This window comes from Paracoccus sp. IB05 (assembly GCF_016405985.1).
Taxonomy (GTDB): Bacteria; Pseudomonadota; Alphaproteobacteria; order Rhodobacterales; family Rhodobacteraceae; genus Pseudogemmobacter.
Map to the genome: position 1 here is coordinate 98,166 of NZ_JAEFCF010000012.1, position 15,433 is coordinate 113,598.

General features: G+C 62.6%; 12 protein-coding genes. 8 read left to right on the forward strand and 4 right to left on the reverse strand.

What is annotated here, in order from left to right:
* Nucleotides 1–184: 184 nt before the first annotated feature.
* Nucleotides 185–1,024, reverse strand: a complete 840-nt coding sequence (locus tag JC607_RS10330; RefSeq protein WP_198836841.1) for a ferritin-like domain-containing protein — start codon at nucleotides 1,022–1,024, stop codon at nucleotides 185–187.
* A 7-nt stretch (nucleotides 1,025–1,031) separates the two neighbouring features.
* On the reverse strand, nucleotides 1,032–1,508 hold the full coding sequence (locus tag JC607_RS10335; protein ID WP_233092843.1) for a peroxiredoxin: 477 nt from the start codon (nucleotides 1,506–1,508) through the stop codon (nucleotides 1,032–1,034).
* A gap of 455 nt (nucleotides 1,509–1,963) precedes the next feature.
* Between JC607_RS10335 and JC607_RS10340 the strand changes: the two genes are divergently transcribed.
* The 8 genes from JC607_RS10340 to tsf all read left to right on the forward strand — a co-directional run bounded on the left by JC607_RS10340 (nucleotide 1,964) and on the right by tsf (nucleotide 12,894).
* Nucleotides 1,964–5,605, forward strand: coding sequence for a hypothetical protein (locus JC607_RS10340; protein WP_198836842.1), 3,642 nt, complete (start codon nucleotides 1,964–1,966; stop codon nucleotides 5,603–5,605).
* Between the two features lie 12 nt (nucleotides 5,606–5,617).
* Nucleotides 5,618–6,655, forward strand: a complete 1,038-nt coding sequence (gene queA / locus JC607_RS10345; RefSeq protein WP_198836843.1) for a tRNA preQ1(34) S-adenosylmethionine ribosyltransferase-isomerase QueA — start codon at nucleotides 5,618–5,620, stop codon at nucleotides 6,653–6,655.
* 65 nt (nucleotides 6,656–6,720) lie between these two features.
* Complete coding sequence (locus JC607_RS10350) at nucleotides 6,721–8,112, forward strand: MFS transporter (protein WP_198836844.1); 1,392 nt, start codon at nucleotides 6,721–6,723, stop codon at nucleotides 8,110–8,112.
* 63 nt (nucleotides 8,113–8,175) lie between these two features.
* On the forward strand, nucleotides 8,176–8,763 hold the full coding sequence (locus JC607_RS10355; RefSeq protein ID WP_198836845.1) for a DUF924 family protein: 588 nt from the start codon (nucleotides 8,176–8,178) through the stop codon (nucleotides 8,761–8,763).
* A gap of 105 nt (nucleotides 8,764–8,868) precedes the next feature.
* Nucleotides 8,869–10,266, forward strand: coding sequence for a dihydrolipoyl dehydrogenase (gene lpdA / locus JC607_RS10360; protein WP_198836846.1), 1,398 nt, complete (start codon nucleotides 8,869–8,871; stop codon nucleotides 10,264–10,266).
* A 19-nt stretch (nucleotides 10,267–10,285) separates the two neighbouring features.
* Nucleotides 10,286–10,864 carry a methyltransferase domain-containing protein gene (locus tag JC607_RS10365; protein WP_198836847.1) on the forward strand — a complete coding sequence of 193 codons (579 nt, stop codon included), beginning with the start codon at nucleotides 10,286–10,288 and terminating at the stop codon, nucleotides 10,862–10,864.
* Nucleotides 10,865–11,116: 252 nt separating this feature from the next.
* Nucleotides 11,117–11,878, forward strand: a complete 762-nt coding sequence (gene rpsB, locus JC607_RS10370) for a 30S ribosomal protein S2 (protein WP_198836858.1) — start codon at nucleotides 11,117–11,119, stop codon at nucleotides 11,876–11,878.
* A gap of 104 nt (nucleotides 11,879–11,982) precedes the next feature.
* On the forward strand, nucleotides 11,983–12,894 hold the full coding sequence (tsf, locus tag JC607_RS10375) for a translation elongation factor Ts (protein ID WP_198836848.1): 912 nt from the start codon (nucleotides 11,983–11,985) through the stop codon (nucleotides 12,892–12,894).
* 161 nt (nucleotides 12,895–13,055) lie between these two features.
* Here tsf and JC607_RS10380 read toward each other — a convergent pair whose 3' ends face one another.
* Complete coding sequence (locus JC607_RS10380; protein WP_198836849.1) at nucleotides 13,056–13,844, reverse strand: LuxR family transcriptional regulator; 789 nt, start codon at nucleotides 13,842–13,844, stop codon at nucleotides 13,056–13,058.
* Between the two features lie 397 nt (nucleotides 13,845–14,241).
* A complete protein-coding gene (locus JC607_RS26010) occupies nucleotides 14,242–14,670 on the reverse strand; it encodes a hypothetical protein (RefSeq protein WP_198836850.1) in 429 nt (142 codons plus the stop codon).
* Nucleotides 14,671–15,433: the final 763 nt, after the last annotated feature.

Below are 15,433 nucleotides of genomic sequence, written 5' to 3' on the forward strand. Positions count from 1 at the left end.
TCGGGTCAGACGTGATTAGCGGCGCAAGGGCCGGCTCGCAATATTTGCGCCATGTGTCCGCGCCGCGGCGGCTGAGCCTTGCCTGTTCCCGGCGGAAACTTGCCGATCAGGGCCGGAAAACCCAAAGATTTTCGCGGATGTATGGAGGCTGGTTCAGGGGGTAACCGGCAGGCTGCCCGGCGCCTCAACCCCTGTCGGTCAGATCATCCTCCGTCAGCGGCCAGTAAAAATCCGGCGGCAGCCCGGCCTCGGCGCGTTTTTCCTCGTTGAAAGGGGGCTTCAGCTGGCCGTGGAAATAGCGCCGCACCAGGGCGTGGAACACGTCTTTCGGGTCGGCCCCGTCGCGACCGCAAAGCCAGTTGAACCATTTCGAGCCATAGGCGACATGGCCGACTTCCTCGGCATAGATCACCTCGAGCGCCTCAAGCGCGCCGGTCTTTTCGCCCTGATCCCGGGCGCGCTGAAACACCGAGATCATCCCCGGCGTCACATCAAGGCCCCGCGCCTCCAGCACCATCGGCACCACGGCGAGACGCCCGAGAAAGTCCTCCGCGGTGTCTTCGGCGGCCCGCCACATGCCGGCATGGGCGGCCATGGCGCCGTAAAAGCTGCCCATCTCCTCAAGCACATCCGACAAAAGCGTGAAATGTTTCGCTTCCTCATCCGCAGCTTTCACCCAGTCATCATAGAAGCCGGGCGGCATCGGATGGGCGGCAAAGCGGGCGATGATATCCCAGTGCAGATCGACCGCATTCAGCTCGATATGGGCCAGCGCATGAAGCAGCGCGGCACGCCCTTCCGGGCTTCCGGTGCGGCGGCGCGGCACATCGCGCGGGGCCAGCAGATCGGGCTTTTCCGGCCGGGCCGGTCGCAAGGGCGGGTCTGCCCGGCCAATATCCGGCGCCTGGCCCGCCGCGCGGGCGGCGAACCAGGTTGCGGCATGACGCCGGCTGATCGCCGCTTTCGCGCGCCCCTCTGCCGTGGTCAGAACCTCGACCGCCATTTCCGACAGCGTCAGCGCCATTCCCGGTTCAGCCCTGCAGAGCGCGGGCGGCGGCCAGCACCTCTTCGGCATGGCCCTTGACCGAGACTTTCGGCCAGACCCTGGCGATCCGGCCATCTGCGCCGATCAGAAAGGTCGTGCGGGTGATGCCCATATAGGTCTTGCCGTAATTCTTCTTCTCCCCCCAGGTGCCGTAATCCTCGCTGGTCTGTCCCCCGGCATCAGAAGCAAGGATGATCCCCAGCCCGTGTTTGCGGCAGAATTTGTCATGCGCGGCGACGCTGTCTTTCGAGATCCCGATCACCGTGGTGCCGGCAGCCGCGAATTCCGCCGCGAGGCGGGTGAAATCCTGCGCTTCGAGCGTGCAGCCGGGCGTGTCATCCTTCGGGTAGAAATAAAGCACCACTTTGCCCGGTGCGAATTGCGACAGCGAAACCGTGGCGCCGCCATCACGGGGCAGGGTGAAATCCGGGGCCTTATCGCCTTCAGTCAGGGTCGTGGTCATTTCGGTCCTTTCCGGCATCTGCCCGGCTCTGATATCTGGCCCGTTGCGCGACCAGTCGACGCGACCGGGCAACGCGACCAGGCAACTCCCCGCGCGGGCGGGGCCTGTGGCCTCACGGGGCTTTGTGTTTCCCCGGGCTTCGCGCCAGGATAGGGCGAAGCGGCTGCCGGTTCCAGAGGGGTAACCAGGCCGCAGGCGGCGAGGTCCCGGGGGAACAACGCGGGTCTCTGGAAGAAGCCGCAGGAATGAAGGGCAAAGAGTCGGTGACCGTGGAAAGCAGGACGCAGCGGGACAGCACCGGAGAAAGTGCCGCGAACCGGGCACCCCCGGACCAAAGCTCTGAGACTACGGCGCCTGCCTCTCCAGATGAGACTGGGGCCGGCGCCATTTCGGCGGATTCTCACATTTCCGAAGCATCTGAAGCCAGCGGCCGCCCGGGCGATACGCCCCGCCCTTTGGCTGATCCCGCTGCCTGGCCTCCCGATCCGACACTGTGGGAGGAAGACGGCCAGGCAGTGGTGCCGCCGGCGCAGCCGCTGGTTGCGGGCCGGCTTGCCACAGCCATGACTGGCGGGCGGCCAGAGCAAATCGTGCAGCCCGAACCCATGGCCGGGCCTGCGCCTGAAACCCCTGGCCGAAAGGGCTTTCTGGCCCGCAGGGCAGAGGCAAGGAGGGCACGGGTTGAGAAAAGCCGCGCCAGGATCGGACTGCGCCTTGTCATCGTCCTTCTCGGGCTTGTCGCCTTTGTCGGGCTTGCGGGATTTGTTCTGCTCGGGCGCAGTCTGACGCTGCCGGTCTGGGCCGTGGCCTCGATCGAACAGCGGCTGAACGATCAACTGGGCCAGAGCCATCTGCCCGAAGGCAGCGCGATCTCGCTGGGAGAGGTGACGGTAATGGTCGCCCGCGACCTGTCGCCGAGCTTTTTCCTGCACGATCTGCGGCTGATCGACAGCAAGGGCGCGTCAGTGCTGTCGCTGCCGGAACTCAGGATCGAACTGGCACCGGCGCCGCTGCTGACCGGCCGGATCCGGCCCAGCCTTGTGCGGATGACCGGGGCACAGATTGCGGTGGCCCGCGATGCCGATGGCCGGATCGCGCTCAGCTTCGCCGGGCTTTCGGGCAGCCCTGAAATGGGGACGCCCGCCGAGGTGCTGGATGCCCTGGACCGCATGTTCTCGACCGGCACGCTCAGCGATCTGGCGCTGGTCGAGATCGACGGGCTGGCGCTGACGCTGGATGATGCGCGGGCGCGGCGGAAATGGGAACTCGGTGATGGCAGGCTGGTGATCGCCAACAAGGCGGAAAGCCTTTCGGGGGAATTGTCGCTGACGCTTTTGACCGGAGCGGAGCCTGCCCGGGCGATGCTGGCGGTCGAAACCTCGAAAGCTGACAGTTCGGCGCGGTTTTCCGCGACCGTGGACCATGTGGCCGCGCGCGATCTTGCGGTTCAGGCGGCACCGCTTGCGGCTTTTGCGGTGCTGGATGCACCGATTTCCGGGCGGCTGAGCGGCACGCTCGATGCCGAAGGCAAGCCCGGATTGCTGGAGGGGCGGCTTGAGCTCGGGCCAGGGGCGCTGGATCCGGGCGTCTTGCGTCCGGCCGGCGCAGAGGGCGCCCGGCCTGAGCAGGCGGCGGGAGAAGGCCGCGATCAACCGGCACAGGCGGATGGCACAGAAGGCAATGGCCCACCGGCGCCGCCGCGCCCGTTTGAATTTGAAAGCGCCGTGATCGAGCTGCGCTATGATGCCGGACTGCAGCGGGTGTTTCTGGATGAGGTCAATGTCCAGAGCCCCTCGCTCCGGGTCACGGCAACCGGGACTTCGGATCTGATGGATGACCGGGGCCAGCCCGTCGCGCCGGGGGCCTTGCCGAAAGCGGTGGTGACGCAGCTGCGCATTGGCGAGTTGAAGGTCGATCCGGATGGGCTGTTCGAGGCACCGGCGCGGTTTTCCTCGGGCTCGGCGGTCTGGCGGCTGCGGCTTGACCCCTTTGCCGTCGAGATCGGCGAGGTGGTTTTGAGCGAGGGAGAGGACCGGCTGGTTCTCTCGGGCCATGCCCGCGCCAATATGGATGGCACCTGGGCGGGGGCGGTCGATGTGGCGCTGAACCGGATCTCGACCGAGCGGCTGATCCGGCTCTGGCCGCTGATCGCGGTGCCGCGCACGCGGTCCTGGCTTGCCGAGAATGTCGGCCAGGGCGAATTGACCGATGTGGCCGCCGCTTTGCGGTTTCGCAGCGGCGAAGAGCCGCGTTTCGCGCTGGATTACGAATTTTCCGGCGCCGAGGTGCGGGTGGTGAAATCGCTGCCCCCGATCCGCAATGGCAGCGGCCGCGCGGCGATCCAGGACAACAGCTATACCCTGGTGATCGAAGAGGGCGAGATCACCGCGCCCGAGGCCGGCGCCGATGGCGCGCGGATCCATGTCGATGGCTCGATGTTCCGGGTGCCCGATATCCGCAAAAAGCCCGCCGATGCCGAGGTGCGGCTGATTGTCGATGCCGGGCTGACCGCGACGCTCTCGCTTCTGGATCAGGAGCCGTTCCGCTTTATTTCAAAAGCCGGGCGTCAGGTCGATCTGGGCGAGGGCAGGGCGCTTCTGGTGGCCGAGCTGCGCTTTCCGCTGAAGCCAAAGCTGTTGACCGGGGACATTGCCTATGATGTCACCGGCCGCATCCTCGATTTCCGTTCCGACCGGCTGGTGGCCGGCAAAGAGATCCGCAGCTCCGATCTGGCGGTAAAGGTCACGGCGGCAGGGATGGCGGTTTCGGGTGAGGGAACCCTTGCCGGCGTCCCGGTCGTTGCGCGCTATACGCAGCCGTTTGGCAAGGATGCGGCGGGCAAGGCGAATGTATCCGGCACGGCGCGGCTCAGCGATGACGGGCTGCGCCGCCTGGGGGTGCAGCTTCCGAAAGGCTGGATTTCGGGCGAGACGCGGGCCGCGATTGACCTCGCGCTGCCCAAGGGGGAGCCCGCAAGGCTGGTTCTGAAAAGCGATCTCAAGGGGCTTGGCCTTTCGCTGCCGCCGGTCGGCTGGAGCAAAGCGCGTGACAGCACCGGGCGGCTGTTGGTCGAGGCGGTGCTGGGTCAGGCCCCGGAAGTCACCAGGCTGGAACTGAACGGGCCGGGCCTCAGCGCAAAGGGGCGGCTGACGACCAGGGCGAATGCCGGGCTCGACCGCGCCAGTTTCCAGGAGCTGAAAGTGGGTGGCTGGCTTGATGCTGCCGTCGAGCTTACCGGGCGCGGCAAGGGCGCCGATGTGGCGGTCAAACTGACAGGCGGTACGCTGGATCTGCGTGAATTGCCCAAAAGCAAGCCGGGTTCAGGCGTGGGGGGCGCGGATGCCGGTTCTGACGCGATAGAGGTCAATCTCGACAGGCTTGTGGTCACGGGCGGCATATCCCTGACCGGGCTCTCGGGCAGATTCACCATGCGCCAGGGCGGGCTGGATGGCGGGTTCGTGGCTTCGGTCAATGGCAAAAGCCGGATTTCCGGTGCGACCATCCCCTATAAGGGCGGCACGGCAGTGCGGGTCACCTCGGAGGACGCGGGCCGGGTGATGGCGGCGGCCGGGCTTTTCGATATGGGGCGCGGCGGCTCGCTTGATATGACCATTCAGCCCAGGGATAAGCCGGGCCAGTATAGCGGCGTGGCGAGCGTCAGCAGCTTTTCAATCCAGAATGCCCCGGTCCTGGCCGAGCTGCTTTCGGCAGCTTCAGTTGTGGGCCTGCTGGAGCAGCTTCAGGGCGGCGGCATCCAGTTTTCCGAAGGCGATGTGTCGTTTATCATCCTGCCGGAAGGCGTTCAGATCGCCCAGGGTGCGGCGGTTGGCGCCTCGATGGGGATTTCCTTCGCGGGTTTTTACCATTCCGCCAGCAATTCGATCGACATCCAGGGCACGATCTCGCCGATCTATCTGCTGAACGGCATCGGCCAGATCTTCAGCCGCAAAGGCGAGGGGCTGTTCGGCTTCAACTACCGGCTTGCGGGCGCCGCGAAAAATCCGCAGATCAGCGTCAATCCGCTGTCGATTCTGACGCCGGGAATGTTTCGCGACATCTTCCGCCGGCCCGCGCCGGTGCTGAAGGGCGCCGGCTGAGGGGCGAGGCAGATGCAGCTGTCCGATTTCGATTTTCACCTGCCAGAATCTCTGATTGCGACCCGGCCCGCGCGGCCACGGTCTTCGGCGCGGCTTTTGCTGGCCGAGGGCGGCGGGATCCGTGATCTGCATGTGCGCGACCTGGTCGATATTTTCCGCCCCGGCGACCGGCTGGTTCTGAACAATACCAAAGTCATCCCGGCGCGGCTGACCGGCGCCCGCGCGCGCGGTGACGCGGTGGCGAAGATCGAGATCACGCTGATGGAGCCTTCCGCCACCGGCGGCTGGCGCGCGCTTGCGAAACCTCTGCGCAAGGTGAACCCCGGCGAGGTGATCCGGTTTTCCGACCAGTTCTCGGCCGTGGTGGCTGAGAAAAGCGAGACCGATCTTCGGCTGGAATTCTCGCTCAGCGGCGCCGATTTCGATGCGGCTCTGGCTGCGGCAGGCTCCATGCCACTGCCACCCTATATTGCCGCAAAACGCGCGCCAGATGCCGCCGATAATGACGATTACCAGACCGTCTTTGCCCGCCATTCCGGCGCGGTGGCAGCCCCGACCGCGAGCCTTCATTTCGACGAGGCCCTGCTGGCGGCGCTGCGTGCCAAAGGCGTGAATTTCACCGAAGTGACGCTGCATGTCGGCGCGGGCACATTCCTGCCGGTCAAGGTCGAAGACGTCAAAACCCATAAGATGCATGCCGAATGGGGCGAAGTCCCGGCCCTGGCCGCCGCCGAAATCGCCGCCACGAAGGCCGCAGGCGGCCGGGTGATCCCGGTCGGCACCACAGCGCTCCGGCTGATCGAGAGTGCGGCCCGCGAGAGCGGCGAAATCGCGCCCTGGTCGGGCTGGACGGATATTTTCATTTACCCGGGTTTTACCTTCCGCGTGTCGGATGCGCTGATGACCAATTTCCATCTGCCGAAATCGACGCTTCTGATGCTTGTTTCGGCGCTTATGGGACAGGACAGGATGCGTGAAATCTATGATCATGCCATCATGAACCGCTATCGCTTTTTCTCTTACGGCGACTCGTCGCTGCTGGTTCCATAACACCGCCCGCCAGCCCCTCCGGCCCGTCCGGTGGAGCACAAGCCAATGCCTGACCGGAGCATGTGATGCTGAGAGTCCTTTACACCACCTGGCCTTTGCTTCTGGGGGTGCTGCTGCTGATGGTGGGGAATGGGGTTCAGGGCTCGCTTCTGGGCATCCGGGGCACGATGGAGGCCTTTACCACCTTCCAGCTGTCTTTCGTGATGTCGGCCTATTTCCTCGGCTTCCTGCTGGGCTCGCGCTATGTGCCGGGAATGTTGCAGCATGTCGGCCATATAAGGGTGTTTGCGGCGCTTGGCTCGCTGATCTCGGCGGTGCTGGTGCTCTATCCGATGGTGATCCACTGGCAGGCCTGGGCGCTGATGCGGGTGATCATCGGCTTTGGCTTTGCCGGCGTCTATATCACGGCGGAAAGCTGGCTGAACGATACCGCAACCAATGAGACGCGCGGCCAGGCCCTGTCGGCCTATATGATTGTGCAGATGGCCGGCATCATCTCGGCCCAGGGGCTTTTGGCCTTTGGCGATCCCTTTGGCTATGATCTCTTCCTGATCCCCTCGGTGCTGGTGTCGCTGGCCTTCCTGCCCTTGCTGCTGGCAACCTATCCCAGCCCCAGTTTCGAGACCGGACAGCGCCTGGGGTTCCGCGAGCTGTACCGGATCTCACCCCTCGGCTGCGTCGGTATTTTCCTGATCGGCGGGGTGTTCTCGGCGATGTTCGGGATGGCGGCGGTCTGGGGTTCGGTGAGCCTGTTGTCGGTGGGGCAGATCGCGCTGTTCACCTCGGCGCTCTATATTGGCGGGCTGATCCTGCAATATCCGATCGGCCGGCTTTCGGACCGGATCGACCGGCGCAAGATCATCGTGTGGCTCTCGGTGGTGGCAACTGTGGTCATGGCAGTGGCGACGATTTTCCCGCTGCCCTTCCCGGTCTATCTGGTGGTCGCGGCGCTTTTGGGCGGCATCACCTATCCGATCTACGGGCTGATCATCGCCTATACCAATGACTACCTCTCGAAAGAGCAGATGGCAGCTGCCTCGGCGGGGCTTTTGTTCATCAACGGCGTTGGCTCGATCTTTGGCCCGCTGATTGTCGGCTGGCTGATGGGGCCTGACGTGATGGGGCCGCGCGGTTTCTTCTTCTTTGTCGGGGTGCTTTATGCCGCACTGGCAGGCTATGCCGCCTGGAGGATGACCAAGCGTGCGACCCCGGTCGTGACCGGCGCCTATGCCAATATCGCGCCTATGGCCTCTGCGGTCGCCTCGGTCGCGGCGGTTGAAAATGCAATCGAAATCAACCCCTCGCCCGAAAATCCCGAAGCCGCCGCCGAAGCCGCGCAGGCCCTGGTCATCCAGCGCGATCAGCCCGTGCCGCCGGCATCGGAGGAGAGCGCGCCGCAGCAACAGGGCGACCAGGCGGCGGAAGATCGGGAAAATCCCGGTCAGCGCGATGCCTGAGGTTGCACCCTGGCGCCCCCGCTGACACTCTGGCCCGAAGACTGGCCGTCAGCGGAGGTGAAGATGTCCGACCCGATCGAAGTGCTGCAATTCTGGATCGAAGAGATCGGCCCCCAGGGCTGGTATGCCGGCGGCGAAGAGATTGACGATGCCTGTGCCAGCCGGTTTGGCGAGTTGTGGCAGGCGCTGCAGGATGGCGGGCTGGAGCATTGGGTCGATGGCGCGGCCGGAACCCTGGCCTATCTGGTGATCGCCGATCAGTTTGCCCGTAACATCAACCGGGGCCGGGCAGAGGCTTTCGCGACCGACCCGCAGGCACGGGCCGCCGCCCGCCGCGCGCTGGACGAGGGCTGGGATCTCGACGCCCCCGAACCCGAACGCCAGTTCTTCTATATGCCGTTTGAGCATTCCGAGGATCCGGAGGACCAGGCGCTGGCGGTGCAGCTTTTTACAGAGCGTATGCCGGAAAACCCCGAAAGCCTCCTTCATGCCCGGGCGCATCAGGAAATCATCCGCCGCTTTGGCCGTTTTCCCTTCCGCAATGCCGCCCTCGGGCGCGAGACGACGGAAGCAGAGGCCGAATTCCTCGCAGCCGGGGCCTATCCGGCGCTGGTAGCAGAGATCCGTGGCAGCCATGCATCAGACGCATAGGGTTGCGGCGCCAGCTTTGTTGCTCGGTTAAACGAGATTGTTTAAGGGTGAACCAGTTTTCCTGGGGGCGTTTTCCCAGGGCCAGTTCTTCTGAGGGAGGCGGAAATGGCAGACTCGAATTTCGACGTGGTGGTGATCGGCTCCGGCCCCGGCGGCTATGTGGCGGCGATAAGGGCGGCGCAGCTGGGCCAGAAAGTCGCGGTGGTCGAACGCGAAAATCTGGGCGGCATCTGCCTCAACTGGGGCTGTATTCCGACGAAAGCGCTGCTGCGCTCGTCCGAGGTCTTCCACCTGATGCATCGCGCGAAGGAGTTCGGGCTCAAGGCCGAGGGGATTTCCTATGACCTGCCGGCGGTGGTCGCCCGCTCGCGCGGCGTGGCGAAGCAGCTTGCCGGCGGCGTCGGCCATCTTCTGAAGAAAAACAAGGTCACCGTGATCATGGGCACCGCGAAGCTTGCCGGCGGCGGCAAGGTGGCGGTCACCACCGACAAGGGAGCCGAAACGCTGGTCGCGAAAAACATCATCCTGGCCACCGGCGCACGCGCACGCGAGCTGCCGGGGCTGGAGGCTGACGGAGATCTGGTCTGGTCCTATCGCCACGCGCTGGTGGCCAAACGGATGCCGAAAAAGCTCCTCGTCATCGGCTCCGGCGCCATCGGCATCGAATTCGCGAGCTTCTTCAACACGCTCGGCGCACAGACCACTGTGGTCGAGGTGATGGAGCGGATCCTGCCGGTCGAAGACGCCGAGATTGCCGCCTTCGCGAAGAAGCAATTCGTCAAACAAGGCATGAAGATCCTGGAAAAAGCGGCAGTGAAAAAGCTGGACCGCCATCCCGGCAAGGGCGTCACAGCCCATATCGAGATCGCTGGCAAGATCGAAACGCAAGAGTTTGACACCGTGATCTCGGCAGTTGGCATCGTTGGCAATGTCGAAAATCTGGGCCTGGAAGAGCTGGGCGTCAAAATCGACCGCACCCATGTCGTGACCGATGAATATTGCCGCACCGGGGTGCCGGGCCTCTATGCCATCGGTGATATCGCGGGTGCGCCCTGGCTTGCGCATAAAGCCAGCCATGAAGGTGTCATGGTGGCCGAACTGATCGCGGGACAGCATCCGCACCCGATCAAACCGGGATCCATCGCCGGCTGCACCTATTGCCATCCGCAGGTCGCCTCTGTCGGCCTGACCGAGGCAAAAGCGAAAGAGCAGGGCTTTGAGATCCGCGTCGGCCGCTTCCCGTTTATCGGAAATGGCAAGGCGATTGCGCTTGGCGAACCCGAGGGGCTGGTGAAAACCGTGTTCGACGCGAAAACCGGCGAACTCCTCGGCGCGCATATGGTCGGCGCCGAAGTGACCGAGCTGATCCAGGGCTACGTCATCGGCCGCACGCTCGAGACGACCGAGGCGGAACTGATGGAAACGGTCTTCCCGCATCCGACACTTTCAGAGATGATGCATGAATCTGTGCTCGATGCTTATGGGCGCGCTATTCATTTCTGAGAGATATTGAGGAGGCCAGATGGCTTCGCTGAACCGGATTGTGATGCAGAAAATCAGCCTGCAATGGCTGGAGGATCTGGAACCGGCGAAACTGGACGCGGCGGAAATATCCGGAAACTGGGGCGAACGCCTCGGTTTCCGCAGCCATCGCGCCTTCCACTACCCCGACAACGATCCCTGCACAGGCCCGTTCCGGGATGAGGCGGGCAAGAAATACAAGTTCGATATCATCCTCGCCAATCAGGTCTGGGAACATATCGAGCGCCCCTACACCGCCACCCGCAATGTCCATCGCATGTTGCGCCCTGGCGGCTGGTTCTGGCTCGCCGTGCCGTTTTTTGTGCCATATCACGCGGTTCCGGTCGATTGCTCGCGCTGGTCGGCGCTCGGGCTGAAAAATTTGCTGATCGAAGCCGGGTTTGAGGAAGACAGCATCATGTCGGCCCAATGGGGCAACCGCGCCGCAGCCCTGCGCAATCTGGAACAGGACTGGCCACCGGAAGCTGCGCCCGATGACGATCTGACAAATGATCCCGAATTCCCGCTGGTGGCCTGGGCCATGGGGCGCAAACCGGCAGGCCGTGACGCCTCTGACTGAGCTGCGCCTCCGGCGGGAGTATTTGCCTCAAGAGGAAATGCCGGCTTCCTCTTGAGGCAAATACTCCCCGCGGAGCGTCCCGCAGCTGCGATGGCGCGTGGGGACTTGCACATTGTGAAACCCACAGCTATACGCGCGGCACTTCACAGGCGGAGGCGGGCCTATGCGGGGAGACATCCTGCACAGGTCCACCGGTTGGGGCATCTGCTCCTTGATCCTCCGCTCAGGCGCAAACCGGAAAGGTATTTGGACATGGCGCTCCCCGATTTCTCCATGCGTCAGCTCTTGGAAGCTGGCGTTCACTACGGTCACCAGACGCAGCGCTGGAACCCGCGTATGGCCGAGTATATCTATGGCGATCGCAACGGTATCCATATCGTTGACCTGACCCAGACCGTCCCGCTGCTGGACCAGGCTCTGAAAGTCGTGCGCGATACCGTCGCCAAAGGTGGCCGTATCCTCTTCGTCGGCACCAAGCGTCAGGCGCAAAAGCCGATCGCCGAAGCCGCTGAAAAATGCGCTCAGTATTACATGAACCACCGCTGGCTCGGTGGCACGCTGACCAACTGGAAGACCATTTCCCAGTCGATCCAGCGTCTGAAGCAAATCGACGAGACCCTTGCAGCAGGCGCAGAAGGCCTGACCAAGAAAGAGCGTCTGAACATGGAACGCGACCAGTCGAAGCTGCAGGCTTCGCTTGGCGGGATCCGTGAAATGGGCGGCGTGCCGGATCTGCTGTTCATCATCGATGTTGGCAAAGAAGACCTCGCCATCCTCGAAGCACAGAAGCTGGGCATCCCGGTTGTCGGCATCGTCGACACCAATAACTCGCCCAAAGGCGTGAACTATGTGATCCCGGGCAATGATGACGCGGCCCGCGCGATTGCGCTCTATTGCGACCTGATTGCCCGCGCTGCTCTGGACGGGATGTCGGCTCAGCTCGGCGCTGCCGGCGTTGATCTCGGCGCTCTGGAAGCGGCGCCGGAAGAAGAAGCCACCGCTGAAGAGGCCTGACAGGGCGCAGGGGGCGCATTTGCCCCCGCCACTGTCACCGGGTTGTTGCGCGGCGGGGATAGCCCCGCCGTGATCCGTTTCTACCTTTCCGAAGGAGCTGACCTATGAGCATCACCGCAGCAATGGTGAAAGAACTGCGCGAATCGACCGGCGCAGGCATGATGGACGCCAAGAAGGCGCTGACCGAAGTGAATGGCGACATGGAAGCCGCCGTTGACTGGCTGCGCACCAAGGGCCTTGCGAAAGCCGCCAAAAAGGCTGACCGCGTCGCGGCCGAGGGTCTGATCGGGGTGACCGTGGCCACCGGCAAGGGTGTCGCCATCGAGATCAACTCGGAAACCGACTTCGTGGCAAAGAATGCCGACTTCCAGAAACTCGTGCGCGAGATCACCGAAGTCGCTCTGACCACCGCGAACGATGTTGAAGTTCTGAAAGCAACCCATCTGAACGGCAAGCCCGTTTCGGAAGTGCTGACGGATGCCATCGCGCGTATCGGTGAGAACATGACGCTGCGCCGGATGCATGTGCTGGAAGGCGATACCGTCGTCTCCTATGTCCACAATGCGGCTGCTGACGGCATGGGCAAGATCGGCGTTCTCGTGGCGCTGAAGGGCGATGCTGCCAGGGCACAAGAGATCGGCAAGCAATTCGCGATGCATATCGCGGCCACGAACCCGCTCTCGCTGTCGGAAGCGACCCTCGACCCGGTCATCGTCGAGCGCGAGCTGCAGGTACAGACTGCCAAGGCACTGGAAGAGAACGCATCCTCGGGCAAGCCGAAGCCCGAGCAGGTGATCCATAACAACATCATCCCGGGCCGGATGAAGAAATTCCTCGCTGAGAACACGCTTCTGGGCCAGGCTTTCGTCATCAATCCCGACCTGACCGTTGAAGCGGCTGCCAAAGAAGCCGGCGTCGAGATCACCGGCTATGCCCGCGTGGCGGTTGGCGAAGGCATCGAGAAAAAAGAAGAAGATTTCGCCGCTGAAGTCGCCAAGACACTGGCTGGCAGCTGATCTTCCGGATCCTTTACGGGATCCATTTCATCCGGGGCCGTACCGCAAGGTGCGGCCCTTTTCCGTTCAATGACTCTAAAATGCTGGCAAATGTGGCTGGCATCCCTTTGCCTTTACTGACCAATCCGGTGGCTGTCCGGCAGACCGGCAGGGCAGGAGGGTCAGCTGGCGGCCTGGGCCAGCGGCTCGGGGAACTGCTGAAAGATCATGTTCAGGAGCGCGCCTTTGGCCACCGCCTGAGCCGTGGTCTCAACCGCCAGCGCATCACGTGCGAGGCGGAGGTGTTTTTCCACCATCGCCGGCGAAACCCCCATCAGCAGCGCCACATCCTGGGTGGTCTTGCCATCCGCCACCCATTCCAGCGCCTCACGCTGGCGCGGGCTGAGCGTGCGCGCTTTTGAGAGCTGCGGCAGCTGCACGATCCGCAGATGCATCATATGGGCGATGGCGCTGATCTCATCGCCGCGCCCGGCAAAGATGCGCTCGACATCGGCGTGGTCGAGATTGGTATCGGCGATCAGCCCAAGCGCCCCTTTGGCACGGCTCGATGCTTCCGGGAAGCTGACCGTTATGCCAGCTTTGATGCCGAGTGCGTTGTTCTGACGTACGATTTCCGCTTCTTCCGGCGCGAGTTTGCCGGCGGCAAAAGCGTCATGCACCCATTTCCAGGTGCGGATCCCGGAATTGCGCTCGGCCCAGCGGAAAACCGGGCTGCGGCTGAAAAGACCGCTTTCAAAGTAACGGCGGGCATACTCCTGGTTCATCGTGCTGAGAAACAGCGCATCATCCGGGTCGCCGATCGTCTTGAGGTGACGAAAGCGGGTAAAGCCGTAATTCGCCCGGGCAAAGCCCATTGCGGCAAAATGCCGGGTCGCCACCTCCCAGGTTTCATCAATGCTCGCCGATTGCGCGATATCGCCAAGGAGCTCGAGGACTGAACTGCGGGTCATTTGGGCCTCCGTTGGCGTAGCGGTATGGGAGCCGCCAGGCCAGTTGCTACTGGTAACTTGCTTCTACCTATGCAGACGCCCGCAACCTGTCGAGCCTTGGTGAGCTTTGCAGAAAAATGTGACGGAAGATGTCATATTTCTCGCTGTGGCGGGGATCTTCCGGCGGGCGCGCAGTCGGAAATCTGATATATATACATATATTCAATGAGTTATTGGAAAGATATGAAAGGAAACATATCGTCCTGAGGCGCGGTGCAAATCCTGTAGAACAAACGAAATTGCGCCCCTTGCTTGAGCGTCTCCCCGGGTCCTGACAGTTCTCGGGGATGCTTAAGCGGCTTTTTTGCCTCCTGACCGGATTCGTTTCTGGTGAGTAAGACGACGTCGGGCGGCTGCCTCAGGCCGTAGTCTGACCCGCTCTCTTGCCTCCGGGTCCCTTATCACCACATCTGGCGAGGTATCGGTCCAGACGGGGCCCAGTGCCCCAAGGCCCAGCCTCATATCGATTGGCCAGGTTCGTCTCCTTTGCCAGGTCGGATATGTCTGGCCCTCCAGAACCACCACAGACATCCCCGAATACGATTTTCTCGGAGGTTCGGCCGGCCATCAGCATTGTAATTTCCGCTTCAATGTCACTCAGGCAGCCTGGGTGTTCCGGAGCAGCTTGGCGGGTTCTGCCACCATCTCTCGTCAGCATGACACGCAGGATCTGATAGCCCAGACTCTGGCCAACGATCGTGTGGCCGCATTCATGAATGGCAATGCGATGCAACAGATCTGATGCTGCCAGCGGCTCATTGACGAGAAGTTTCCAAAGCTGCCGCATCTGCAGAGTGGTGCCGCATGACCGCGCGTCCGCGCGGGCGGTCCGGATGTCAGCATCAATCGAGGCAGCCGAATTTCCAACCGCATTCCGCGCGAGATCCTGGAGAGGCAGGAGATGTATTGCAGGTTGCAGATCGATACTTGACGATTTCCCAAGTCGATGGGCGGCGAATAAGGAACTGCCTAACGGGCTGGAAGATGCTAAGGCGGGGCAGTGTTGCCGCCTCGGTCAACGAAGCTACGGACACTCTGCGACTATTAGCACAGCGACCAGATCGTCTTTTCGTCACGTGGACGCTTAAGGACGAATTGCCTTGGCACTTCCAAACTGACAATCTGCCGACATTTACGCACCTAAATGAAGATTGGAACGCGCATCCGAACGATGCCGGTCTCAAGATTGAGCAGAATGGTCAAACGCTATTAGTCCATATACGAACAAATCCATATGCCTATCGTGAATACGAGAATTTACCTGCTGTCACAGTCTGCTTCAAAGGTTCTGAGCGGTATCGTGTGACATCAGTAAATGACCATGGTTAGTATGAGGGGCAATGTCGTTTTAGCGGGCTCGCGCCTTCATGGGGCGAATTCTACGAAATTGCTGGTGACACCCGAGACGACATGGACCTCACGCCTTGGATCGCATTGGGAGGATCTGGAACGCGGCATTTTCACTTCTACCTCAGAGAGGCTTTGTTGCGCTATCCCTCTGATCTGCGGATTCATGTTTGTGAGTCAGCGGGTTAGATTGGCGCCATGAG